Source organism: Francisella sp. SYW-2, assembly GCF_008711475.1.
GTDB classification, from domain to species: domain Bacteria; phylum Pseudomonadota; class Gammaproteobacteria; order Francisellales; family Francisellaceae; genus Francisella; species Francisella salimarina.
Map to the genome: position 1 here is coordinate 15724 of NZ_VXKO01000005.1, position 25737 is coordinate 41460.

Sequence of the window (25737 nt, forward strand, 5' to 3'; positions counted from 1 at the left end):
ATTAACTAACCATTATAATCAAGATAATAATCAAAAATGCAAAGTATATAATATTTTGTATGGCAGGTGCTATTTTAGCCGATAACCTAGTTCCAATTGGTGCTCCAATTAAGGATCCGCAGATAATACCTATAGCCGCAGGTAAATATACATATCCAAGACAAAAATGAGGTAATGATATCTCTGAAAAACCTGTAACAATATACGTTAAAGCACCCAGTAGTGCAATAAATGGAGTAACAGCAGCAGCTATTGCTGCAGCTTGTCCCATTGTGAAATTTTTATGTTTTAAAAATGGGACAATCATTACACTAGAACCAATTCCAAGAAGTACAGCTATAGCACCAGTAAAACTTCCATATATAATAGATAATATATTATTTGGTTCTATTCTTTGACTAGCTCTACCGTCCTTTTTCTTTTTAGAAAATGATTTAGCCGCCCATTTAATAACAGTATAAATCAAGAATATAATAAAAAATATTTTTAATATCTTACTCGATAAGAAACTCGCAAGTATCGCACCTAAAATAGCGCCAATTATTACCCCAATTTTTATAGGGATAGCTACCTTCCATATTATATTTTTAGCTTTGTGGTGAGAATACGTTGTAATAGTAGATGTAAATATCATTACGAAAAGAGATGTAGCAACTGCTATATGCATAGCATTAGCACTAAAACTTGGCTCATATACTGATACAAATACCATCATAAGTGGCACTACAGTTAACCCTCCACCAAGCCCAAAAAGCCCTGAAAGAATACCAACTATAATACCAGTAATTATAAAACAAACAGCTAGAAATAACATTTACTCATCCTTTAGAGTATGCCTATGTTATTTCATTCTAACATAGAATTAAACTCTTTGTTCTGCGCCAAACTTATTTATTAAAATAGATAAAGCAGAATCTACAGCTTGATTTATAATTATATCATCTAAAGTTTTATCATTATCTTGGAAAAGCACACTTAAAGCTATGCTCTTTCTTGCATTTTCTTCAGACTCATAGATATCAAAAATATTTACATCTTTTAGTATACTTATATTAAGGTCATTTATAGCTTTGATAATATCTCCAGCAAGTACAGATTTATCAACTAAGAATGATATATCTCTTGATACAGACGGATATTTAGAAATTTTCTCAAAACTAGGTATTTTTTTGTTAGTTAAAACATCTAAGTCTAACTCAAATACTACTGGTGCTTTGGCTTTGATTTGGAATGTTTTTAAAACAGATGGATGAATCACACCAATTACACCAATCTTTTCACCATTTGCTAGTATATAAGCTGACTGACCTGGATGAAGCCAATTAACATCATCACAAACTTCAAAACTTAGATTTATAACATCAGCACAAAGTCCTTCGATATCTGCTTTAACATCAAAGAAATCAACTTTTTTAGTATTTGACCAATTAGGGTTTAAAAGATCTCCATAAGCTAGACCTGCAATTCTATCAAACTGAACTCGTTGGTTATTCTCTAACTTAAAACAAGCACCCTTCTCAAAAATTCTAATTCTATTTTGCTGACGGGCAGTATTAGTTTTAAAAGAGTTAATTAATCCCGGTATCAAAGATTGTCTCATTATAGATAAATCTTGCGATATTGGATTTTGAATAGCTATACCCTTTTCTTCAAAGAAAAACTCATCAAACTTAGGATCTATAAAGCTATAATTAATAGCTTCATGATAACCTCTATCAACTAGTCTAGCATTTAAAGTATCTATAGGTTGCTTTGTTTCTGATATATTAATTTTAGAAGCTTGATACTTAGGCATAGTTTCAGGCAGATTTGAATAGCCATATACACGAGCAACTTCTTCAATTAAATCTTCTGGAATTTCCATATCAAAACGATATGATGGTGAGATCACCTCTAGGCAGCACTCTTCAATTTTTGTAACTTGCATGTGTAAGTTTGTAAGAACTTCAGCTACATACTCAATAGTAAACTGTGTGCCTAAAACTCTATTGAGTTTATTGATACATAGATTGATAGGTGTAATTTTTTCTACATATTCAGAATCTTCTACACCAGATATAGGCGCTACTTCACCACCAGCAATTTCTACTATTAAATTAATAGCTAACTGCATCGCATCCTGTGGTAGCTTAGTATCCACACCTCTTTCAAATCTATGTGAAGAATCAGTATGTAAGTTATATTTACGCGCTTTACCCGCAATCTTTTCTGGTACAAAATGAGCACTTTCTAAGAAAATGTTAGTAGTAGCATCTGTAATTGATGAATCTAAACCACCCATCACACCAGCTATTGCAAGAGCTTTTTTATCATCTGCGATTACTAGAGTATCTGATTGTAATTTAACTTGTGTTTCATCTAACAGAGTTAGCTTCTCATTATCATTTGCATAACGAACATTAATACCACCTTCTAGTTTATCCAAATCAAAAGCATGCATCGGCTGACCAGTTAGTAACATCACATAATTTGTCACATCAACAAAAAATGAAATATTACCCACACCACTTCTTCTTAGCTTTTCAACCATCCATAATGGCGTTTGGGCCTTATTATTTACATTTTTGATAATACAACCCAAATAAGACTTACAAGCATCATCAGCTAATATTTGCACATCTTTTGTATCTTCTAAAGATACTTCGGTAGCTTTGATCTCAATATCTTTAAGTTGTGTTTTTGTAAGAGCTGATACTTCGCGAGCAATACCATAGACACTTAGGCAGTCTGCTCTATTTGGGGTTAAATCAACTTCGATAATATTATCATCTAAATTTAGATACTCATTCATATCTTTGCCTACTGGAGCATCTGCTGGTAGATCCATCAAACCATCAGCCTTCTCAGCTAGACCAAGCTCTTCTTCTGAGCACATCATCCCAAAAGATTCTTGCCCACGAAGTTTTGATTTCTTGATTTTAAAATTACCAGGTAAAACTGCACCAATTTTTGCAACTGGAGCTTTCATACCCTCATAGATATTTTTAGCGCCACAAACTATAGTTAGTAGTTCTTCTTCTGCTACATCTACACTACATATATTTAGTTTATCAGCATCTGGATGTTTGTTGATAGTTTTGATTTGCCCTACTACGACACCTGTTACTTTTTCAGCAACTACTGGCTCAATCGCATCAACTTCTAAACCAGCTAAAGTTAAAGTATCTGCTAGATTTTGGCTATCTTGAGTATCATCTAAATATTCATTTAACCAATTATGTGAAAATTTCATTTATAAACCTCAATAATAAAAATTAAAACTGTTTCAAAAATCTTAGATCATTTTCAAAGAACATTCTCAAATCATCAATACCATATCTAAGCATAGCTAATCTCTCGACACCCATACCAAAAGCAAAACCTTGATATTTCTCAGTATCAACATTGCCAGCTTTTAGGACTTTTGGATGCACCATGCCACAACCTAGCACCTCCAACCAACCAGTATGCTTACATACTCTACAACCTTTACCATCACACATTACACACTCCATATCTGCCTCTGCTGATGGCTCTGTGAATGGAAAATATGAGGGTCTAAATCTTACTTTTAAATCTTTTTCAAAGAATGAATTTAAAAACGCATGTAAAAGCCCTTTTAAATCAGCAAAAGAAACATCTGTATCAACCAATAAGCCTTCTACTTGATGAAACATTGGAGTATGAGTAATATCAGAATCACAACGATATACTCTACCCGGAGCTATAATCCTAATAGGTGGTTCTTGCTTTTCCATGGTGCGAATCTGAACACCTGATGTATGAGTTCTAAGTACATGAGTATCATCAATATAAAAAGTATCATGCATAGCTCGAGCTGGATGATGTGATGGTATGTTTAGAGTCTCAAAATTATAATAGTCACTCTCAATCTCAGGACCAACCTCCACTGCAAAACCATTTTGCTTAAAAAAAGCTTCAATACGATTAAGTGTTTTTGTTACAGGATGTAGTGAACCTTGATTTTGTCCTACTCCTTTTAATGTAACATCAATTTTTTCACTTGCTAATTTTTCATTTAATTCTGCTTCTTCAAATTTTGCTAGTTTTTCATTAATAGCATTTTGTAATGCTTGCTTTGCAATATTTACTGCTTGACCAAGCTTTGGTTTTTCTTCATTTGGCAATGTAGCTATCAGCTTCATCATACCAGTTAACTCACCCTTTTTACCAAGATACTTTACTCGAATATCATCTAGAGACTTTTTATCACTGACAAGATTTAACTCTTCAAGAGCCTGATCTCTCATTTGATCAACTATTTGCATACTAATCCTTTATTTAAAAACTTGCAGATATTATAGACAAAAAAGATTTTTATTAAAATGTGGTAAGACAAACAATTTAAGAGTTTTAGTTAGTTTTTTTATTTAAGCCATATTTACTAATTATAAAAGCACCGACAACACTTATTATTCCACCAATTATTGATATATATGCTTCTGTCTCTCCTAAAAAGATCCAACCTAAGAATAAAGAAATAATAGGCATAAAATATAACGAGCTAATAGCAACTGTTGCAGGAATATTTCTAAAAGCATATCCCCAAAATAAATAACCTAATGCTCCAGGAAATACTCCTATATAGATAACAACAAAGATACTTGTAAAATTTGCAGTAGATAATTCTGTATAAGCCTCATTAGAGTATATCATTAACATAATCGTGCCAAACCAAATACAATAAGTAATAGCTTCAATTGGGTGAAATTTTATAAATAAACTTTTCTGGAAAACCGAATAAATAGCACCTGAAAAACAGGCTCCATAAACTAAGCAAATACCAATAAATTCAAATGAGGTATCATTCTTTGAACAAAAAATTACTGCGGCACCTATGATAGCTAAAATAAATCCAAAAATACCATATTTATTAATTTTTTCACCCCAGAATATAAATGCAAATACAGCTACAATTATGGGAGCTTGTGCTATGATAAAATTAGCACTAGATGCCGTAACTCTAGATTCTCCAGAATTTAACAGTACGTTATATGCAAAAAAACCAAAGAAGCCTAAAATAGCAAATCTCAACAAATCCTTAAAACTAGGCCTAGCTTTATCTTTTTGTCTAAAAAATATTATAAGCATAACAATACTAGCTATAGCATATCTGGCTAATGATAAGCCTCCAGCACTAAATCCATTTAACATCAAATAACGGATTCCAATAAAAGCTGTTGACCACATTGTTATAGTGAGTAGTAACAATATTAATGCCTTTTTAGCAGAAAGTTGATTATGCATCATTATTAATTGGTTGATATTATTTAATCTTGAATCATTTTATTAAGTTTTTTGCCAATTACAAAAGCAATTATTGCAAAAACTATCGCGACTAAGGAAACATAACCGAATAACTCTTGATATTTATGGAAACTACTTATAGTCATCTGAGTATCAAAACCTTTTGACTCATCATACTGTATACCACTTGTAACTGCTTGAGCAATTGTTGTACCAATCTTAATACCAATAGCTGATGTTATAAACCATGTTCCCATAGCAAAGCCTGTGATTCTCTGTGGTAGAAGCTTAGCCATTAAAGACAATCCTAGGGCTGAAATCAATAACTCACCAGCTGAGAAAAACACTGTTATAGCTAAAACTTCCCAAAGTATACTGACTTTAGATGTGGGATCGTTGATTATACATGCTAAAAACATACTGCCATATGCTAAACCACAGAATAAGATTCCTAAGGCAAATTTAAATGGTAAGCTAAAATCTTTTGCTCCTAGCTTTGTATATATAAAAGCTAATATAGGTGATAATATAATCACACCAGCAGTATTCAAAACTCCAGGTATACTCTGAGGATTGACACTATAACCAAATAAATCCAAATTAACATGATGCACGTTAAACAGGAAAAATGACGTTGATTTTTGCTGATATATTATAAAAAATAATACTGCATACACTAATAAAACAATCGCCGCGACTATCTTTTTTCTTGAACTAGGATCTTTTTCAACATAAATTTGAAAAGCAAAGACTCCAAAAATGAGTCCCGCACCAAACCATAATATGTAGTTTATAGTATCATTGGCTTGTAATATTATGCTAAGTCCCATTATAGCGATAATGAATATCAAAACTATAAGAATAGTTTTTAGATATCCCATGTTTTTAAAATCTACTTCATTACCAATATTTTTGATACTAGAGTAGCTCAATATACTATTCAATATACCTATCGCAAAACCTACAGAACACACACCATATGCAACAGTATAACCATATTTAGTTGCTAAAACTGGTATCAAAAGAGACGCGGATAATGATCCTAAATTTATCGACATATAAAAATATGTATAAACAGAATCTAATTTTAGTTTATCGGTATATATTCTAGATATTAAGTTTGTAGGTGCAGGTTTAAACAATGAAGACCCAACAATAATACAAGCCAAACTTATATAAACATAATTATCTATACTCACAAAATAAGGACTTAACGCTAAGCTAAAATATCCAATCAGAAGAAAAAAACCTCCTAAAAACATGGTTCTTTTTATGCCAAAAATTTTATCTGCGACATATCCACCAATAGCATTAAAAACATATGTTAATGAAGCAAAGCCCCCAAATAGAAGTACAGCTTGTTTTTCTGTAAAATCAAAACCATACTGGCTCATAAAAAACAAAATAGCAGTATAGCTAAACCCGTAGTAACCAAATCTTTCAAAAAATTCGAAAAAACATAACAAAAAAAATGAATTTTGTTTTCTAATATTCATCAACTTTATATCCAAGATAATTTTATTTAGAATTCGATTATAGCTACTATTAACTTATATTATAAGAAAAAATATTTGAAAAATAGCACTAATAATATTTGTTTGTATGATGATAGTTAATCAAAAAAACATACCAAATATTAAATTTATATTTCAAATCAGCTCTAAATTACTTATATTTGAAGTTATAACTATCTTAGATACAAGAATGATGTCAAATACTAAAGAAGTGAAATTTAAGAACATGGTTGCCTACGGGTCAGGAGATTTTTTTGGCGGTGGTGCCTTTACTATTCTTGGATTATGGCTGATGTATTTTTATACAAATATTGCTGGACTATCTGCAGCAGAAGCAGGATTAATAGTAGCAATTGGTCGAGGTCTCGATGTGTTTGCAGATCCAATTATGGGATATATTTCAGATAATTGGCGAGGTCCATTAGGCAGAAGAAGGTTTTTCTTTGTAATAGGCGCTCCTTTAGTTTCAGTATTTGCTCTACTTTGGATTCCTGGATTTGGCTTTTGGTACTATTTATTCGGCTATATTGCTTTTAATTTCATTTTCACAATGATTCAAGTTCCTTATGAAACATTAGCTGCGGAAATGACAGATAGTTATCATATCAGATCTAAGATGACTGGAATTAGAATGGTCTTTTCACAAAGCTCTAATATTGTTGCAGGATTTTTACCTGCAGCTATTATGTATTTTTTTGCTGATGAAAAAACCTCTTTTATAATTATGGGAGTTATTTGTTCAATACTATTCATGCTACCATGGTTCTTTGTCTATAAGTTCACTTGGGAAAGAAAAGTTGAAGTTTCAATAAAAGAACATTCTTCTTTATTTAAAGAAATAAAATTCATATTTATTAATATATTTTCAACACTACGAGTTCGAGCATTTAGACTTAATCTCCTGATGTATATTGGTGCTTTTGTCGCATTAGATGTATTTGGAGCTAGTTTTGCTTACTATTTTACTTTTATATTAGATTACAATATTAGTTCTGCATCAATTGTATATACATGTTTTTCAATAATTCAGGTTATTTCAGTACCTATATTTGCATATTTATGTATAAAAGTTGGTAGTGTGATGAGTTATAGAATTGCTATTAGCTGCCTACTTGTAAGCATGCTTAGTTTCCTTATCATTCCTATGTTTACTCCGATTCTTGCTTTAACCTCATTTGTTGTAATTATATTTGTTTTAGGTTTTGCTAGAGCAGGATGTTACTTTACACCGTGGAATATCTATAATTTTATTGCAGATATAGATGAAGCATTAACCACTAAAAGAAGAGAAGGAACTTTTGCTAGTACAATGACCGTTTCACGTAAACTTGTTCAGGCATTAGCGTTTGCAATTGTTGGTTTTACCTTATCAATTTTTAATTTTAAAGCAGGAGTCATAACTCAATCAGAATCTGCTTTATTAGGAATAAATATCTGTTTTATTGGTGGCACTATACTGTTTTGTATTATTGGAGCTATTGCAAGCTCAAGATTCAGATTAACTCAAGCGAAACACTCTATATTAGTAATTGAACTAGAAAGACTAAGAGCTGGAGGAGAACTCAAAAAAGCTCCCAAAGAAGCAATTAATGTTGTTGAAGAACTTACAGGTTGGCCTCATCAAAAAACTTGGGGCCATAATAATACATTTTAGGATTTTGAATTATGTTAGACATTTGTAAATTTAAACTTAAAGATACTAGGGTAGATCACATTTTATTTGAGTTAGAAGAAAAACAAATATTTGCTAGAGTTTTTGTTCTTGAAGAAAATATTTTCAGAGTACTCTTCACTAAATCCCTAAAACCATCTTTAGATAAAACTTGGTCAATAACAAAAGATGACATTCCATTTGAAGGGACTGATAGATTAGACACCTCTAGTTTTGGTTGTCCTAAGTTTGAAGCTTATGGTAATGATGATTTTGCTTTTATAGAAACATCAAAGTTAAAATGTAAAATTGAGCTTAATGGCTTTAGAATTAGTTGGTATAAAAAAAATGTTGATAGCTGGATCAAAGTATCTCAGGATTTACAAACCCAAGCATATAATTTAGACTTTTGGTCAGATCGAAGTGTATACCACGCTATTAAGAAAGAACCTGAAGCTATGTTTTTTGGTCTTGGTGAAAAAACTGGTTCTCTCAACCGTAATAAAAAACGTTATGAGATGAAATCAATAGATCCCATGGGCTATGATGCAGAAAGCTCTGATCCTTTATATAAACACATTCCTTTTTTTATATCTCATAATCCTACAAATAAAAGTTCTTTTGGAATTTTCTATGATAATTTAAGTGATAGTGTTTTTAACTTTGGTAAAGAAATTGATAATTATCATGGTCCATACATTAGCTATGAGGCAAAAGCTGGTAACTTAGATTACTATTTTATAATAGGTGATAATATCGCTGAAGTTACTGAAACTTTTAGCACAATAACAGGTAAAACTATATTACCACCCTATTGGAGTTTGTATTATTCTGGTTCTACAATGACTTATACAGACCTTCCAGATGCCCAGAGTCAAATGGATAATTTTATCGATGATTGCCAGAAATATAATATCCAATGTGGATCATTTCAGCTAAGTTCAGGGTATACCTCTATTGGTGATAAGAGATATGTATTTAATTGGAATCATACAAAATTTCCAGATATTGAAGGATTCACTAAGAAATATTTAGATAATGGTATTAGACTATGTGCAAATATCAAACCTTGTCTACTTCAAGACCATCCTAAATTAGATGAAGTTGCCAGTTTTGGTGGTTTCATATATAACAAACAATATCAAAGACCTGAATTAGCACAGTTTTGGGATGAATTAGGATATTACCTTGATTTTACGAATCCAAAAACTATCTCATGGTGGCAGGATAATATTACAAAACAATTATTAGAAAAAGGCATTGAATCAACTTGGAATGATAATAATGAATATGAAGTCTATAATGGCGAGGCTGTTTGTTATGGTTTTGACAAAGAAATAAAAATCAAACATATCAAGCCAGTTCAATCATTGCTAATGACTAAAGCGAGCTTTGAAGCTCAAAAAGCTTTCGCTCCTAATAAACGTCCTTACCTAATTACAAGATCAGGATGTGCTGGGCTGCAAAGATATGCTCAAACTTGGACTGGTGATAACTATACAGAGTGGAAAACTTTGAAATATAATCTAGAAATGGCGAAAGGCCTATCTCTATCAGGAATTTATAATTTTGGTCATGATATTGGTGGTTTTAGTGGCCCTGCTCCAGATTCAGAATTATTAATTCGCTGGATTCAGCATGGTATATTTTATCCTAGATTTACAATTCACTCATGGAACGATGATAAATCAGTGAATACTCCTTGGATGTATCCAGAAGCTTTGGAAACTATTCAAAAAGCTTTTGATTTGCGTAATGAGATAAGTCCATATATTTATCAGTTATGTTATCAAGCTCATGCTAATGCTAAACCAATTTTAAAGCCAACTTTTTATGATTTTGAATCTGATGAGAAAACATTTCAAGAAAGTAAGGATTTTATGATTGGAAACCTGCTTGTTGCAAATATTCTTGATAAAAATCAAAGAGTCAGAGAAATCTACCTACCTAAAGGTTCAAGCTGGTATGACTACTATACTGGTGAAGTATATGAAGGTGGTAAAACTGTAAGTCTGAATATTGATATCGAAAGTATTCCTATATTTGTTAAAGAAGGAAGCGTAATTACTATAAATAAATGTAAGGCTAAATTTAATAATTTCGGACAAGATATTGTTTATAAAATTTATCCTTCTTTAAGTGAGGAAGCTACTCAACATCAAATATATTTAGATGATGGTGAAAGTACTAAGTACTTAGACAATGAATGTGGTTTCTTAAATATTCAAATCACTAATAGAAATGATAAACTAAATATTAATTGGCAATATGAGGGCCATGATAATTTCAAAGTGACTCACCCTCAGATAATCAATATGAATAAGGATTTAGAATATAATGCTTAATCTTCAAAAATTACATAATTGTAGTTTACCAAACTATCAACGTACTAATTTAAAGCCAGGAATATTGCATATAGGTATAGGAGCTTTTCATCGAGCTCATCAAGTATTCTATATTGATAAGTTACTTAATACTGGTAATCAAAATGCCCTAAACTGGGGCTATATAAGTGGTACTATTAGAACTAACCAAAAATTAATTGATGATTTAAAAGCAAATGACTGCTTATATACTTTATCAACCAATGATGAATCTGGCACTAAAAACACTATAATAGGTGCATTAAAAGATGTTTACTTTGCAGGTAATGGTCAATCTCAAAATCTAATAACCCAAATTTCAGATCCTAATATAAAAATAATCACCTATACAGTTACTGAAAAAGGTTATTATGTTGATTTATCAACTCAAGAATTAAATTTTGAAAACCCTGATATAGCTTATGATTTAGCTAATATTAACTCACCTAAAACAGCTATAGGAATTACTATAGCTGGGCTATATAAACGTTGGCAGGAAAATGCTGGTGCTATTACTCTACTAAGTTGTGACAATATGCCAAATAATGGCAAAATATTAAAAAAAGCTATTCTAGACTTCTCAAGTAAAATAGATATGCAGTTTAGTACTTGGGTAGCAGAGAATGTTAGCTTCCCTAGCTCTATGGTAGATAGAATTGTTCCTGCTGTTACTCAACAGGCTCTAGATAACATTGAAAATATGATTGGTCAAAAAGATATCTCAGCAGTGGCAACTGAAGAATTCTCTCAGTGGGTTATCGAAGATGATTTTGTTAATGGTCGCCCTGCTCTAGAAAAAGTTGGGGTTGAGTTTGTTAAAGATATAGAACCTTTCGAAAAATTAAAGCTAACTATGTTAAATGGTAGTCATAGTTTAATTGCATATCTTGGTGCTTACGCTGGCTTAAAGACAGTTGATGAAGTTATATCTCAATATGAATTTTATACATTCATTAGAAAATATATGTTAGAAATTGCAGCTCCTTTAGTAGATGGTTTACCACAAAAGATCTCAACTAGTGAATATGCTAATAAACTTTTACATAGATTTGCTAACCCTCATTTAAAGCATAGAACTGAGCAGATAGCTATGGATGGCTCTAAAAAAATTCCTCAAAGATGGTTAGGATCTTTAGTATATCTTTTAGAAAACAAGCAAAATTATGATATTTTAGCTTTGGGATTGGCTGGTTGGATATTATTTTGTAGTGGTAAAGATCAATATGAAAAAATATTAGAAATTAGTGATCCTCTACAAAATGACTATAAATTGATATATCAAGAGAATATTCAAATTATTGATATAGTTAATAACTTTTTATCATTAAAAAGCATATTCCCGGAAACAATAGCAACAAATAAAGATTTAAAAGAAAAAATAGTATTTTTTATTGAAGAAATTAATAAAAATGGTGTTATTAAAACTCTTACTAAATTAGGAGAATAAAATGATAGAATCATGGCGTTGGTTTGGTCCAAATGATCCTGTGTGTATTGAAGATATTATGCAAACTGGAGTTACTGATATTGTAACTGCCCTACACCATATACCAAATGGTAAGGTTTGGTCTGTAGAAGAAATTCAAAAAAGACAATTTGAAGTTGAAAACTCTACTAGACTGGGTAAAACAAATTTAACATGGTCTGTTGTTGAGAGTATACCAGTTCATGAAGATATCAAAAAAGGTAAATCTTCACGTAATGAATATATAGATAATTACTGTCAAAGTATCCGTAATTTAGCCAAATGTGGTATTAAATTAATTATTTATAATTTTATGCCAGTATTAGATTGGACGCGTACAGACTTAGGTAAACAAACTTCTACGGGTGCAAAGACATTATCTTTTGATGAGATAGCATTTGCGGCTTTTGATATTCATATACTTAAACGTAAGGGTTCAGAAAAAGCATATAAGGCTGAAATAATATCTCAAGCAAAAGAATATTTTGAAAATATGACTCAAGATGAGATTGATAAACTTACTTGTAATATAATTGCTGGCTTACCTGGAGCTGAAGAAAGTTTCTCATTAGAACAATTTCAAGCAGCTCTTGATGAATATAAAGACATTAATAAAGAAAAATTACGCGATAATTTAATATATTTCTTGAAGAAAGTAATTCCTGTAGCTGAAGAAGTCGGTGCGAAGTTAGCTATACACCCTGATGATCCTCCGTTTGAATTATTCGGCTTACCAAGAATAATTAGCACTATAGAAGATTATGATTGGTTATTTGAGAATATACCATCTATGGCGAATGGTATAACATTCTGTGCTGGATCACTAGGTTCTAGATGGGATAATAATCTTCCTCTTATGGCAAAAAAAATTGGTAGAAGAATTTATTTCACACATCTAAGAAATGTTGCTCTTAATCCTAATAATCGCAGTTTCTATGAGGCTGAGCACTTATGTGGCAATACTGATATGTATGCTCTTGTGAAAGAGATTTTAAAAATAGAAAAAGATTCTCAGCCAATCTATATGCGACCAGATCATGGCCAACAAATGCTATCAGATTTAGATAAGAAAACTAATCCTGGATACTCATGTATTGGTCGTATGAAAGGTCTTGCTGAAGTTCGCGGTGTTGCATATGCTGTAAAAAGAGAGCTAGAAAATGAATCAAAGTAAGCTTTTAGCTATTGGCGAATGTATGCTTGAGTTAAGCGGTCAAGCTCAGTTAGACTCACAAGTAAAATTGAATTTTGGAGGTGATGTTCTAAATACTGCTCTATATTATGCTAGATTAAACGGTGATGTCTCTTTTTTAACAGCCCTAGGCGATGATAACTTATCAAACCAAATGATAAATAAATGGAATGATGAAAATATTGATACATTAAAAGTTTTAAAAATAAAAGATAAAGTCCCCGGCTTGTATGCTATACAAACAGATAATCTCGGAGAAAGAAGTTTTTATTATTGGCGTGAGCAAGCTCCTATTAAAGATATTTTTTATCATTTATCCAAAGAAGAGTTGGATAAGTATTGTAAAGAGTATGATTATTTATATTTTTCAGGTATCTCCATCTCAAGATGGGACAATAAGCAATTAGAAATATTTGCAAACTGGTTAAAAGATTTTAGAAACTCTGGTGATGATAAAGAGATAATTTTTGACTTAAATTATCGCCCTAAATGCTGGAAATCTAAACAACAGACTAAAGAGTTTTTAGAAAAAGTACTAAAGTATGTAACGATAGTTTTAACAACTTTTGATGACGAAGAGTTACTTTTTGACGATGTTAATTACCAAAAAACCTTAGACAGATATAATAGATTCAATATTCCAATAGTCATTATAAAACACGGTAAAAATCCAACTCTATTACAATATCAAAACAAAATTAATTTAGTAAAAGCTAACAAGGTAGTTACCCCAGTTGATACGACTGCAGCAGGAGATAGTTTTAATGCTGCTTTCTTAGCTGCTTTTATTAATAATTTGGGCTTACAAGCAAGTATTGAATTCGCACAAGATTTTGCTGCAGAAATAATACAACATAATGGAGCCATAATTGATAAAAAATATACGGATAAGCACTTAGATAAATTAAAGGAGTTAACAAATGCCTACAGGTGAGATTCTTAAAAATAATCCTATTATTCCAGTAGTTTCTGCAGACACTATTCAAGAGGCAAATGCTATTTTAGAAAAGGTAAGGGAAAAAAAGCTTAATATAGTTGAATTCACTCTTAGAACACCCAACTCTCTAGAAGTTGTAAAAAAAGTAATAGAGTCAAATAGAGATTTAATTATTGGTATAGGAACGATAACTAATATAGAACTTTTTAGAAAAGCTCGTTTTCTTGAAGCTGATTTTTATGTCTCTCCAGGAGCTAATCATGAATTACTAAAGTTCGCTCAAGAACATAATCTCAAATATCTACCAGGCGCTGTAACACCTTTTGAAATCATGACTGTTATGAGCTATGGTTTTAGAACTATTAAGTTTTTTCCAGCAGAAGCATTTGGGGGAATTAAACTCTTAAAAAATTATAGAGCAGTTTTCCCTGAGGTCAAATTTTGTGCAACAGGAGGAATTAATGCTCAAAACCAACAAGAATACTTAGATCAAGAGAATGTTATTGCTATAGGAAGTTCATCGTTAATATAAAGGAGGAGTATATGTTAAACGATAACGTATTAATGCCGGCAGATAAAACAACTAGAGATCTAGCTCTAGAGATTTATAATCATATTAAAGATTTACCAATAATTAGTCCTCATGGCCATACCGATCCAAAATGGTTTGATGAAAATCTAGCCTTTGAAAATCCAGTTGAACTACTTATAAAACCAGATCATTATATTTTTAGAATGTTTTATTCACAAGGCTTAAGGCTTGAGGATTTTGGCATATCTAGAAAAGATGATAAGCCAGTTGAAACTGACCCTAAGAAAATATGGAAAAAAGTGGCAGAAAACTGGTACCTTTTTAGAGGTACACAAGTTGGTCTATGGTTTGATGCTCAACTCAAAGATGTATTTAACTACAACAAACCTTTTAATTTTGAAACTGCTGATGAATTATATGACCACATAGATAAATGTTTAAAGCAGAAAGATTTCCTTCCTCGTGAGATATGTAAAAAATTCAATATAAAGGTTATTGCTACTACAGATGACGTAGCTGATGATTTGCATCATCATAAAAATATTGCTAGCTCTAATTTCGAATGTAAAGTAGTTCCAACTTTTCGTCCTGATAGTGTGACCAACCCAGAACTTCACCCTGTCCATAAGAATATAAAAAAATTAGCCAAGAAACTAAATAAAAATATAGAAACCTATGACGATTTTATTAAAATATTAGCGGAGAGACGAGAGTTTTTTAAGGCTAATGGTGCCACAGCCTCAGATCATGGTGTGACTATACCTAAAACATATGATTTAGATAAAACAGAGCGTCGTAACCTGTTCAAAAAAATAATTACAAATGTTGCTTCAGATAAAGATAAGCGTGTATTCAGTGGACAAATGTTAACCGAAATGGCAAAAATGGCGACTAATGACGGTCTTGTAATGCAAATTCATGCTGGAGTTTTTAGAAACCATAACACAAGAATTCAAAGAAAGTTTGGTAATGACAGAGGTTGTGACATTCCATTAAAGTGTGATTTTGTAAATGGCCTTCACCCTCTTTTAAGTAAAGTAGGTAATAATCGCAACTTTAGGACAGTTTTATTTACTATGGATGAGTCAACCTATACTAGAGAGTTAGCACCATTAGCTGGACATTACCCAAGTGTGTTTTTAGGTCCTGCTTGGTGGTTTAATGATTCTGCTGAAGGTATGAAAAGATTTCGTCATGCTGTGACTGAAACTGCTGGCTTTTATAATTGTTCAGGATTCATTGATGATACGCGAGCTCTGCTGTCCATACCAGTAAGACATGATATCGCTAGACGTGTTGATGCTGTTTATTTAGCTGAAATGGTTCTACAGGGAAGACTATCTAAAAAAGATGCTTTAGATATTGCTTACGATATTACATATACACAATCTATAAAGATATTTAATATGAGTCATCTATTAGGATAATAAAATGCAACAAAATCAACATAAATCATCGAAACTTTATGTAATTATTATTGTTGCAGTAGCTGCAATTGGTGGATTACTATTTGGCTTTGATACATCTATAATAGCTGGCGCTACGCCATTTATTCAACAAGATTTCTTAGCTGAGCATTGGCAATTAGAAATGGTTGTCAGTTTCTGTGTTCTAGGAGCCTTTTTTGGAGCTCTTGCTAGTGGTTATTTTACCGACAAATTTGGCCGTAAAAAAGTAATGATTGCTACTAGTTTGTTATTTATAGTAGGCACTCTGGTGGCATCGTTAGCTCCAAATATAGAATCATTAGTCCTTGGCAGATTTATGTTGGGATCTGCTATTGGTGTAGCATCTTACGCAGTGCCTTTATTCATTGCTGAAGTTGCTCCAGCTTCTAAAAGAGGCTCATTAGTTCTTTGGAATGGAGCATTTCTTACAGGTGGCCAAGTTATAGCATTTATTGTTGATTATTTTCTAACAAGCAGCGGTAGTTGGCGTATTATGATAGCTACAGGACTAGTACCAGCGATTATGCTATTTGTAGGTATGTGTTTCATGCCCTACTCACCTAAATGGTTATTTTCTAAAGGAAGAAAACAAGAGGCTCGCGAGACACTTACAAAAATTAGAGAAAATGCAAATGATGTCTCAGAAGAATTATCTGCCATTCAAAATAATTTAGAAAAAACAACTAAACCTAAGTTCTCTGCAATTTTTAATAAAAAAATTAGACCAGTTCTATATATAGGTTTAGCTCTTGGGATATTTCAACAATTTTTTGGTATAAATACAGTAATGTACTATGGGCCATATATAATGGAAAATATAGGTTTTAATGGAAGTGAAATGCAGATGCTTATGACCCTTTCTTTAGGACTCGTTAACTTCATAGCTACAATTATAACTATAATGTTTATTGACAGATTAGGTAGAAGAAAATTCCTACTACTTGGATCCGCTATGGCTGCTTTGAGTCTGTTTAGCATGATTTATTTGCTTAATAATGTTACAAGTAGTACTGTCGCAATATTAGCCTTAATTTGTCTTTTAATATATATTGTGGGATATTGTATTAGTGTTGGTTCTCTTTTCTGGCTAATTATTTCGGAGATTTTTCCCTTAAGTGTTAGAGGGTCTGCGATGAGTTTTGTTGCATCAATACAGTGGTTAGCTAATTTTATTGTTGCTGCTACATTTTTAACTATTTTAACAAAACTGGGCGTTTCATTTACTTTCGGGATATATGCATGCGTAGCCAGCTTAGCGTTTATTGTAACATATCTTTTTGTTCCAGAAACAAAAGGAGTTGATTTAGAAACTATTGAAAACAACCTGAATAAAGGTATAAAAACGAGATATTTAGGTAAAGAAATTATTGATTAATAGAGGTGGATATTATGTCTCAAACAGTAGAAAATACATTTGGCGAATTTCGTAACTATACAGATAGTAAATTCCAAGATCGTGTAGAAAGAACATATAAAGATATGCATATCAATCAAAATCTTGAATATGTTACTCAAATGAAGGATAAATACTTCAAACTTGATTTGGGAAAAATGGATGTTTACGAAGTATTTAAGCTTTTAGAAAACGTTCATGATGAAAGTGATCCAGACAACGATCTTCCACAAATTGAACATGCCTATCAAACAGCAGAAGCTTGCCAAAATAAGTTCTTAAAAAGTGATACTGAACTTAGAGAAAATGCTTTAATTAGATCACTATTTAGAGATCATGAGTGGCAAAGTATTCCTAAAATTTGGCAAGATTTTTATACTGAAAAACAAAGTCTAGGAAATCTGTATACCCATATTAAAGACTGGTCTTGGTTCCCTCTAGTTGGTTTTGTGCATGACTTAGGCAAAATTATGACATTACCAGAATATGGTCAATTACCTCAATGGTCAACTGTTGGTGATACATATCCTATTGCTTGCCCTTTTGCTTCTGCTAATGTTTTTTCTCATAGGGAATTTGTCAAGGACTCTAAAGATTATAATAACTATAATACTGAATCTGAAACTCATTATGGAAAATATAAGAAAAAATGTGGCTTTGATAATGTTGATATGAGTTTTGGCCATGATGAATATATTTATAAAGTTTTTGAGCAAGGTAGTGATATACCGTATGAAGGATTATATCTTCTACGATATCACTCATTTTATCCATGGCACACTCCTCAAACTGGAGGACATGCTTATCAAGAACTTGCTAATGAAAAAGATTGGCTATTACTACCTCTATTAAAAGCTTTCCAGAAAGCTGATTTATATTCGAAACTGCCAGAACTACCTCCTAAAGAGATTTTAGAGAAAAAATATAAAAGCCTGCTAGATAAATGGGTTCCAAATAAAAAAATTAACTGGTAATAAAATTTAGATCAAAATGCATTTAGGTAAATGGTATTATAGTATTAGTATAATAATTTATCATTTATATGAATATTAAAAAGTCAGATATTTTTAACTATGCATTTATAGCTTTCCCTGTAGCCTTTGCTAGTATTCCTATATATATATTTATACCTGAATACTACCATACCAATTTTGGAATAAACTTAACTATACTAAGTATAGTTTTATTCATACTAAGAGCATTAGATGCTATATTCGATCCCTTAATTGGTTGGTACTGTGATAGATTTCACTATCTAAGTAAAATTAGTTTGGTAGCTGTAGTTGCTATATTTATAGTTGGAGTATACGTTATATGCGTACCAATATTTTCAAATATTTTACTTAATCTTTCTATTGGAATTTTTTTATCTACGCTTGCTTTTAGCTATATTACAATATTCTCAACTACAAAAGGAGCTCTTTGGTTAAAAGATGACAATAGTAAATCTTTAGTGATTTCTTCCCGTGAAATTTCTAATATACTAGGTGTATTAATCGCTTCGATATTACTATCTGTTTTACTTACCTTAATGCCGCATGGAAGAAGCTATTTTTTATATGCTATTATTGCAATAATACTAATCTTAGTAGCTACCATATTTTTCTTTAAATGGATTAATAGAGTTAATCTAGATAATAAATCTAAACATACAATTTATAGTTTCAATATTAAGAATTACATTGATCACTTTGACAAAGATGGTATATTTTTATTTGTCGGATATACAATTAGTGCTGTAGGATCAACTTTACCTGCAGTTACTATCATATTCTTTAGTAAATATATTCTCAAAACACCAGACTTAACTGGACTATATATTTTTACGTATTTTTTTGGGGCAATATTTTTCATTCCTATAATGAAAAAAATCTCTCTTAAATTTGGAATTATTAAAACATGGGGTTATGCTCTTTTATTCTATGCAAGTATATTTTCTTTTGTATTTGCTCTATCTGATGGCGATTATATACTCTTTACGTTGATATGTTTTATTTCTGGAGCTGGACTTGCAACTGAATTAATTCTTCCAAATATACTTCTAGCCAAATGGATAGATAGCTATCCAGAAAGAAAAGAGCTTGGTAACGGTTATTATGCTATGCTAGCGTTTATAACTAAATTTAGTTATGCGATTGCAACAATTATAACATTTCCTCTTATTAACTCCTCATTTTCATCTAATACTGAAAATCTTGAAATATCTCTTAGGTTTATATATTGTGTTCTACCTTGCCTTTGTAAATTGCTAGCTGCTGGAATTATATTTTTATGGTATAAAAGTTTATATAAATATTCTATTAATAAATAAATACTTATCTTCGTTCTCAAATACACTTAATATTTTTCAATAATCACACTATATATTAATTTTATATTTATTTATAAAATCATTACTCCTAAATGTTTTAGACACAAAGTTCATATAAATACAAAGCAAATATTAATAAAAAATAAATACTTTAAATATTATTTTAATTTTAATATTGACATACAATAAATATTAAATATAATAGTCGTGTATTTTAAATACTTTAGTAACACTAATTTAATATTTTATTAATCATGGAGATTAGAATGAAAAAAACTATCACTATTGCTCTTTTAGGTTCAATTGCAGCTACTTCTGTTTATGCAGATGATTTAAATGCTAACATTGTAAACAACTCTATCGTTGATTATTCAAATAAAGTTGAAACAGCTGCGGATACTGATCCTAATTCACCAATTTATGCTGTTAAAAGCATAGCTGTAGATGCTGGCGATATCCAAACAAACGGTGAAAAAATAGCTAGAGGTCTAGTATTGACTAACAATGGTAAAGTTAAAATACCTAATTCTATTAAGCCTAAAGATATGTATATGAAAGACGAAGCTTCTGCTGCTCAAGGTCTTGAAAAATATAGAGCTGAAAGAGATGAAATTAATGAAACTATCGAAAGATGGACTGAAAAAAGAAATAATGTTTCAGGAATCGGTAAAAAAGTTAAACAATTAAATTATGATCGTAAAATAGCTCAAAAGAAAGCTGAGTTAAAAGCCATAAACACTAAAATTGATATCTTAAAAGGCATTGAAAAAGGCGATAAAGCTTATGCAGAAGAAAAGATTGCTCAATTCAATATTATCCAAAATATAACTGTAAATGGTCCTACAGCATACTATAATGATATTGCTAAACCAGTTTCATCTGAGCTAACAGCTGCATGGAATTCAGCTACTGCTCTTGATTATATTGGTTATAGAAATAATATAGATAAATTCTGGAGCGCAAGAGTTGCTCTTTGGAATGGTCAATATAATATAAATAGCAAAGATGCTCAAACAGCTATAGAGTTTAACGATATAACTAACTACTTGACTATTCAAGCTATTCAGATGATCCAAGGTGGTAATAATGATAAGGCAATTACTACTTACGCTAATGTAAACACTCTTGCATATACAGTGACTACATTGGGCGACTTAGAAAGTGGTATTCAAGAGAAAATAGCTTCTCCTAGAACTGCTCAATCAATATGTGAAGCTGATTTACTTGAAGTTAGAGCTAACAGCAATGTAGCTACAGCTAGAAACGTATTAAAAGACTTATCCGATGAAAAAGCAGTAGAATCTATTCTTACTCAATTCCTTGATATCATAAATGTTGGTGATATTAAAGTATACGATTTAGATAAACTTGGAAATAACTGGGCTGTTAAAGCTGCTGTCAATGCTATTGCTGTTGCTATAGGCTCTGAAGGTGTTATTTACGTTAAAGATCATACTTTAATGTTAAGACCTGCAAGTGCTGTTGCTGCTCCAGTAGCTAATGCTATCGCTGAAAACGGTATCTACAAGCAAGTAAGTGATGCTGATGGTATACTATTTGGAGAAAATGCTTGTAACTTTACTGCTGCACAAAACAGTAATAACCCTGTAGCTAAAGCAATGGTTGCAGCTACAAAACAGATAGCTAGCCAAATAGCTAAAGACCAAACTGTCGATGCTGCTTTCGAAGAACAAGTTTATGTAGCTCTTCAAGCGACTATGTTCGAAAATTTAAGCAAAGTTATTCCTAACTAATTGATATATCCTTCAGTTCTTATTTCTTGACATAAATTCTACTTGCAGAAAAATCATATATTACTTTTTCTGCCTTTAGTTCCTGATATCCTAAAATGCATACAACTCCTAAAAATTTACTCATAATCTTAATATTTGCAGCTGTTGCTTCTAGATTAACCATTTGAACTTTATCTTGGAAAAATAGATTTAAAGGATTTAATACTAGCTTTTTAATTTTAATATCAGCGACTGTTAATGTTCCATCTGTTGCCTGAATTGTTTTCTTGGGCTTAGTTGGTGCTGAGTCTATGCTCTTCAGATATTTATCTGAAATTGTAAAATTAGAAGTTCCTGTATCAAGTAAGCAATTAACCGGTTGATTACTATCTATTGATATGGCAATTGTCTGATGCTGAGATAATAATTTAGTTAAGCTAATTAATAAATAATTTTCTTTATCTAATACTTGTCCTATTTCATAGTGTTTTTTAGCTGTTACGTTATTTTTGTTTAAGTATATTAAGTTCTCTGAAAAGTCAAAAATCGCATTATATCTAACTAAGAAATCTGTTCCAATAACAATTACCGGATATTGTTTTCTTTTAGGCTGGTTAGTAATTTTGGCTTCGACATTTTTAAGGAGAATGTTCCCTATCTGAATTTTATTTAATACTACATTTTGATTTTTAATTTTTTGTCCTACCATATTTGATGAATATCCAGAACCACTTTCCTGATTAAGTCCTAATTGATCAACTGAGTGGCTAAAAATACTTATTCTTTTTGATCCAGAATCAAAAATCACATAAGCAAATCTATTGTTTACCTTTGCAAGTATATATGGTGCTTCAAACTCTTTTTTATTTTCTAACTTCAATGCTTCGTAAGCATATTCTTTCAAAATATCTTGTAAATTATTAGCAACCGATAAATTCATGAATAAACAAAAGCTAAATATTATTAAAATTTTTCTAAACATATTTTATTTTCTTTCATTTTTTTGATATTCTCACAAATAAATTACTGTTTATCAATAACTAATTATTGATAAACAATAAAAATACTCTAAAATAGATATCATACATCTAAATACACAAGGAATAAAAGTTATGCAAAATTTAGAAAAAATTAGTAAGTTCTATAAAAATATTTTTAGAATAGTTTTTGTATTGATAGTAATATCTGTTCCAACATTTTGGGCTTTTGCACAGAGCGAATATATACCTAATGTCACAGATACAGCACAGCATTATATCGATCAAATGTCACAACCAATTGCTTTAGATACTAGAATTATAGGTCTTTTAGTTAGCTTGATACCAGTTTCAGTAATACTTTATATAATTGCTCTTTTAGTCAAATTATTTACGTGTTATGAAAAACTTGAGGTTTTTTCTTCTAGAGTAGTTTTGATATACAAAAGATTAGGATGGGGATTGGTATATTATTTTTTTGCTCAAATCATTTTTGAGCCTTTAATATCATTGACTCTAAGTTATCATAATCCTGTAGGTGAACGTTTCGTAAGTGTATCAATTGGTACTAACGAAATTCTAGCATTATTATGTGGGGGAGTGATTATAACAATATCAAAAGTTATGCAAAAAGCTCACGAACTTGCTGAAGAAAATGATTTAACAATTTAAGGGTATTTAGATGGCTATAAGAGTTAACCTAGCTAAAATTATGACTGCAAAACAAATAAAATCAAAAGACTTAGCTAAAGCTATTGGAATTACTGAGCAAAATTTATCTATTTTGAAAAATGAAAAGGCAAAAGCTATTAGGTTTTCTACTTTAGAAGCAATTTGTGAATATCTAAATTGTCAACCTGGTGACATACTAATTTACGAAGATTAAAATCTTGTAGAATTTAGATATACAAGTATTTTGTATATCTTGTTACAATTGTATTTAAATAAAATTAATCTTAGATAGTATAAATTATGAATAAAATAAATTTAGGTAAGTATTTTTTTGTTTTAACTATATTTTTCATAAATATAAGTTTTGCAAGTTCTGATAAATATCACTTAGAAACCCCTCCAATACCAGCAGGAACTTATAAACCTGACTTTAGAGATATCAAAGATGTATCTGAAAAGAAAAAAATCTTTATAGAGTTTATGTCAAAAGAAATAGATGAGGCTAATCAAGAGTTATGTAAACAAAGACAAACCATTTTGAAACTACAAGAAATTCTTAATGACAAACAAGATTTAGATGAAAATCAAAAAACAAAAGTCAAAAAATATACTTCATTCTACAAAGTATGGAATGCTAATACTTTACAAGAGCAAGTTAATGCTTTAGTTACAAAAGTTAATATAGCCCCTAAAAGTCTAGTAATTGCTCAAGCAATTCTTGAAACTGGCTGGGGGACATCTAGATTTGCAGTTGACTATAATAATTATTTTGGATTACATTGTTTTGAAGAAAACTGTGGTGTCAAGGCTAAAGATTCAGATGTCCAAGTAGAGACTTTTAAAGATGTTGGAGATAGTATTCTTGGATACTACTTTAGATTAAATACTGGAGAAAAGTTTGCTAAATTTAGACAAGTAAGACAAGCTAATGGCGATACTTCTCAACTCATTAATACTCTGACAGAATACTCTGCGTTAGAGGGAGATGAATATCAAAATAGATTAAATAGTGTAATTAAATCAAATAATTTAGATAAGCTTAAAGCTTCTTGTTAAAGAATAAGTTGTGAATTAAAGAGATAAGTTCTGTTGTTGATCTGATGATAAACTATCTGGTATTTTTAATTTAAAATGATTGTATGCTAGCAAAGTTGCAATACGCCCTCTTGCTGTACGCATGATGTATCCTTGCTGGATTAAATATGGTTCTATGACATCTTCAATAGTTCCCTTTTCTTCACTAAGTGCAGCTGCCATCGTATCTAATCCTACCGGACCACCACCAAATTTTTCCATTAATGTAAGTAGATATTTATGATCCATATGATCAAATCCTACAGGATCAACTTTTAACATTGTAAGAGCTTTATCAGCAATATCATAAGATATAACTCCAGAAGCTTTAACTTGAGCATAATCTCTAACTCTACGTAGTAATCTATTTGCTATTCTTGGTGTACCTCTTGAACGTTTAGCAATTTCGTTGGCACCATCGTCTGTAATATCTAGATCTAAAAGCTTAGCCGAACGATAAACTATCTTAGCTAAATCGTCAACTGAGTAGAATTCTAGCCTTTGAATTATACCAAACCTATCTCTCAAGGGTGAAGTCAGAAGCCCTGCTCTAGTTGTAGCTCCTACTAATGTAAATGGAGGTAAATCAATCTTGATTGATCTTGCTGCGGGACCTTCACCAATCATAATATCAAGCTGATAATCTTCCATAGCTGGATATAATATTTCTTCAATAACAGGACTTAAGCGATGTATTTCATCGATAAATAATACATCGTTCTCTTCTAAGTTAGTCAAAAGTGCTGCCAAATCTCCAGCTTTTTCTAAAACTGGACCACTAGTCTGCTTAAGTTCCACTTCCATTTCATTGGCAATGATATTTGATAATGTTGTTTTACCTAAACCTGGGGGCCCAAATATAAGAGTATGATCAAGCGCATCCTTTCGAGATTTTGCAGCTTGAATGAAAATCTCCATTTGTTCGCGTACTGCAGGCTGACCCTCATATTCAGCTAAAGTTTTTGGTCTTATAGCTCTATCAATGAAGTTTTCATCTTTATTTTGTGCTGTATTTGCTGATATTATTCTGTCAGTTTCTATCATATTATAGTGTTCTAATAAGATTTAATTTTTATTATAACATTTTATTGCTCTCAATTTGACTTTGGATTATTTATAGCATATTTTTGCGGTTGTAACTAATATAAAAATTAAATTATACCAATATAGTAAAATGTTGAGTGATAAACTTTGAAAAAGGTAAATGTTTTGTCTAAAATCTAATAAT

The 25737-nt window shown here is 31.1% G+C and carries 21 protein-coding genes; 14 read left to right on the forward strand and 7 right to left on the reverse strand.

The genetic code is table 11. The features are described 5' to 3' along the window. Position 1: 1 nt before the first annotated feature. From F3D57_RS02845 to F3D57_RS02865, 5 genes are all read right to left on the reverse strand, one after another. Positions 2 to 814: a sulfite exporter TauE/SafE family protein gene (locus F3D57_RS02845; RefSeq protein WP_150465127.1), complete on the reverse strand. Its 813-nt coding sequence runs from the start codon at positions 812 to 814 to the stop codon at positions 2 to 4. Positions 815 to 862: 48 nt separating this feature from the next. Continuing rightward, complete coding sequence (gene pheT, locus F3D57_RS02850) at positions 863 to 3232, reverse strand: phenylalanine--tRNA ligase subunit beta (RefSeq protein ID WP_150465128.1); 2370 nt, start codon at positions 3230 to 3232, stop codon at positions 863 to 865. A 22-nt stretch (positions 3233 to 3254) separates the two neighbouring features. After that, positions 3255 to 4268: a phenylalanine--tRNA ligase subunit alpha gene (pheS, locus tag F3D57_RS02855; protein ID WP_150465129.1), complete on the reverse strand. Its 1014-nt coding sequence runs from the start codon at positions 4266 to 4268 to the stop codon at positions 3255 to 3257. 85 nt (positions 4269 to 4353) lie between these two features. After that, on the reverse strand, positions 4354 to 5247 hold the full coding sequence (locus tag F3D57_RS02860) for a DMT family transporter (protein WP_150465189.1): 894 nt from the start codon (positions 5245 to 5247) through the stop codon (positions 4354 to 4356). Between the two features lie 23 nt (positions 5248 to 5270). Next, positions 5271 to 6746 carry a peptide MFS transporter gene (locus tag F3D57_RS02865; protein ID WP_041263751.1) on the reverse strand — a complete coding sequence of 492 codons (1476 nt, stop codon included), beginning with the start codon at positions 6744 to 6746 and terminating at the stop codon, positions 5271 to 5273. 103 nt (positions 6747 to 6849) lie between these two features. Here F3D57_RS02865 and F3D57_RS02870 point away from each other — a divergent pair, with 103 nt between their 5' ends. From F3D57_RS02870 to F3D57_RS02920, 11 genes are all read left to right on the forward strand, one after another. Continuing rightward, positions 6850 to 8415, forward strand: a complete 1566-nt coding sequence (locus F3D57_RS02870; RefSeq protein ID WP_224728142.1) for an MFS transporter — start codon at positions 6850 to 6852, stop codon at positions 8413 to 8415. 11 nt (positions 8416 to 8426) lie between these two features. Further along, on the forward strand, positions 8427 to 10757 hold the full coding sequence (locus tag F3D57_RS02875) for a TIM-barrel domain-containing protein (RefSeq protein WP_150465130.1): 2331 nt from the start codon (positions 8427 to 8429) through the stop codon (positions 10755 to 10757). Then, positions 10750 to 12222: a mannitol dehydrogenase family protein gene (locus tag F3D57_RS02880; protein WP_150465131.1), complete on the forward strand. Its 1473-nt coding sequence runs from the start codon at positions 10750 to 10752 to the stop codon at positions 12220 to 12222. The genes F3D57_RS02875 and F3D57_RS02880 overlap by 8 nt, the downstream gene beginning before the upstream one ends. A 1-nt stretch (position 12223) precedes the next feature. Further along, positions 12224 to 13414: a mannonate dehydratase gene (uxuA, locus tag F3D57_RS02885; protein ID WP_150465132.1), complete on the forward strand. Its 1191-nt coding sequence runs from the start codon at positions 12224 to 12226 to the stop codon at positions 13412 to 13414. Next, positions 13401 to 14366: a sugar kinase gene (locus F3D57_RS02890; protein WP_150465133.1), complete on the forward strand. Its 966-nt coding sequence runs from the start codon at positions 13401 to 13403 to the stop codon at positions 14364 to 14366. Before uxuA ends, F3D57_RS02890 begins: the two co-directional genes overlap by 14 nt. Further along, positions 14353 to 14901 (forward strand): bifunctional 4-hydroxy-2-oxoglutarate aldolase/2-dehydro-3-deoxy-phosphogluconate aldolase, encoded by a 549-nt coding sequence (gene eda, locus F3D57_RS02895; RefSeq protein ID WP_150465134.1) that lies wholly within the window; start codon positions 14353 to 14355, stop codon positions 14899 to 14901. Before F3D57_RS02890 ends, eda begins: the two co-directional genes overlap by 14 nt. A gap of 11 nt (positions 14902 to 14912) precedes the next feature. Further along, entirely contained in the window at positions 14913 to 16328 is a 1416-nt protein-coding gene (gene uxaC, locus F3D57_RS02900; protein ID WP_150465135.1) for a glucuronate isomerase, read from the forward strand. Positions 16329 to 16332: 4 nt separating this feature from the next. After that, entirely contained in the window at positions 16333 to 17724 is a 1392-nt protein-coding gene (locus tag F3D57_RS02905; RefSeq protein ID WP_150465136.1) for a sugar porter family MFS transporter, read from the forward strand. Between the two features lie 14 nt (positions 17725 to 17738). After that, on the forward strand, positions 17739 to 18716 hold the full coding sequence (locus tag F3D57_RS02910) for an inositol oxygenase family protein (RefSeq protein WP_150465137.1): 978 nt from the start codon (positions 17739 to 17741) through the stop codon (positions 18714 to 18716). A gap of 68 nt (positions 18717 to 18784) precedes the next feature. After that, positions 18785 to 20053, forward strand: a complete 1269-nt coding sequence (locus tag F3D57_RS02915; RefSeq protein ID WP_191092340.1) for an MFS transporter — start codon at positions 18785 to 18787, stop codon at positions 20051 to 20053. Positions 20054 to 20319: 266 nt separating this feature from the next. After that, a complete protein-coding gene (locus F3D57_RS02920) occupies positions 20320 to 21807 on the forward strand; it encodes a hypothetical protein (RefSeq protein ID WP_150465138.1) in 1488 nt (495 codons plus the stop codon). 19 nt (positions 21808 to 21826) lie between these two features. Here the strand turns inward: F3D57_RS02920 and F3D57_RS02925 are convergent, their stop codons facing one another. Further along, positions 21827 to 22768 (reverse strand): retropepsin-like aspartic protease, encoded by a 942-nt coding sequence (locus tag F3D57_RS02925; protein ID WP_150465139.1) that lies wholly within the window; start codon positions 22766 to 22768, stop codon positions 21827 to 21829. Positions 22769 to 22898: 130 nt separating this feature from the next. Here F3D57_RS02925 and F3D57_RS02930 point away from each other — a divergent pair, with 130 nt between their 5' ends. The 3 genes from F3D57_RS02930 (at position 22899) to F3D57_RS02940 (ending at position 24491) form a co-directional block, all read left to right on the forward strand. Next, positions 22899 to 23435: a DUF2975 domain-containing protein gene (locus F3D57_RS02930; RefSeq protein WP_035735728.1), complete on the forward strand. Its 537-nt coding sequence runs from the start codon at positions 22899 to 22901 to the stop codon at positions 23433 to 23435. A 10-nt stretch (positions 23436 to 23445) separates the two neighbouring features. Then, positions 23446 to 23649, forward strand: a complete 204-nt coding sequence (locus F3D57_RS02935) for a helix-turn-helix domain-containing protein (RefSeq protein ID WP_004287730.1) — start codon at positions 23446 to 23448, stop codon at positions 23647 to 23649. A gap of 86 nt (positions 23650 to 23735) precedes the next feature. Continuing rightward, a complete protein-coding gene (locus tag F3D57_RS02940; protein ID WP_224728143.1) occupies positions 23736 to 24491 on the forward strand; it encodes a glucosaminidase domain-containing protein in 756 nt (251 codons plus the stop codon). A 15-nt stretch (positions 24492 to 24506) separates the two neighbouring features. Here the strand turns inward: F3D57_RS02940 and ruvB are convergent, their stop codons facing one another. Continuing rightward, entirely contained in the window at positions 24507 to 25553 is a 1047-nt protein-coding gene (ruvB, locus tag F3D57_RS02945; protein WP_146421348.1) for a Holliday junction branch migration DNA helicase RuvB, read from the reverse strand. Positions 25554 to 25737: the final 184 nt, after the last annotated feature.

Coding starts and splice junctions, on each gene's coding strand:
- F3D57_RS02845 (WP_150465127.1), bottom strand. CDS start 814: ATGTTATTTCTAGCTGTTTGTTTTATAATTACTGGTATTATAGTTGGT.
- pheT (WP_150465128.1), bottom strand. CDS start 3,232: ATGAAATTTTCACATAATTGGTTAAATGAATATTTAGATGATACTCAA.
- pheS (WP_150465129.1), bottom strand. CDS start 4,268: ATGCAAATAGTTGATCAAATGAGAGATCAGGCTCTTGAAGAGTTAAAT.
- F3D57_RS02860 (WP_150465189.1), bottom strand. CDS start 5,247: ATGCATAATCAACTTTCTGCTAAAAAGGCATTAATATTGTTACTACTC.
- F3D57_RS02870 (WP_224728142.1), top strand. CDS start 6,850: ATGATGATAGTTAATCAAAAAAACATACCAAATATTAAATTTATATTT.
- F3D57_RS02875 (WP_150465130.1), top strand. CDS start 8,427: ATGTTAGACATTTGTAAATTTAAACTTAAAGATACTAGGGTAGATCAC.
- F3D57_RS02880 (WP_150465131.1), top strand. CDS start 10,750: ATGCTTAATCTTCAAAAATTACATAATTGTAGTTTACCAAACTATCAA.
- uxuA (WP_150465132.1), top strand. CDS start 12,224: ATGATAGAATCATGGCGTTGGTTTGGTCCAAATGATCCTGTGTGTATT.
- F3D57_RS02890 (WP_150465133.1), top strand. CDS start 13,401: ATGAATCAAAGTAAGCTTTTAGCTATTGGCGAATGTATGCTTGAGTTA.
- eda (WP_150465134.1), top strand. CDS start 14,353: ATGCCTACAGGTGAGATTCTTAAAAATAATCCTATTATTCCAGTAGTT.
- uxaC (WP_150465135.1), top strand. CDS start 14,913: ATGTTAAACGATAACGTATTAATGCCGGCAGATAAAACAACTAGAGAT.
- F3D57_RS02905 (WP_150465136.1), top strand. CDS start 16,333: ATGCAACAAAATCAACATAAATCATCGAAACTTTATGTAATTATTATT.
- F3D57_RS02910 (WP_150465137.1), top strand. CDS start 17,739: ATGTCTCAAACAGTAGAAAATACATTTGGCGAATTTCGTAACTATACA.
- F3D57_RS02915 (WP_191092340.1), top strand. CDS start 18,785: ATGAATATTAAAAAGTCAGATATTTTTAACTATGCATTTATAGCTTTC.
- F3D57_RS02920 (WP_150465138.1), top strand. CDS start 20,320: ATGAAAAAAACTATCACTATTGCTCTTTTAGGTTCAATTGCAGCTACT.
- F3D57_RS02925 (WP_150465139.1), bottom strand. CDS start 22,768: ATGTTTAGAAAAATTTTAATAATATTTAGCTTTTGTTTATTCATGAAT.
- F3D57_RS02930 (WP_035735728.1), top strand. CDS start 22,899: ATGCAAAATTTAGAAAAAATTAGTAAGTTCTATAAAAATATTTTTAGA.
- F3D57_RS02935 (WP_004287730.1), top strand. CDS start 23,446: ATGGCTATAAGAGTTAACCTAGCTAAAATTATGACTGCAAAACAAATA.
- F3D57_RS02940 (WP_224728143.1), top strand. CDS start 23,736: ATGAATAAAATAAATTTAGGTAAGTATTTTTTTGTTTTAACTATATTT.
- ruvB (WP_146421348.1), bottom strand. CDS start 25,553: ATGATAGAAACTGACAGAATAATATCAGCAAATACAGCACAAAATAAA.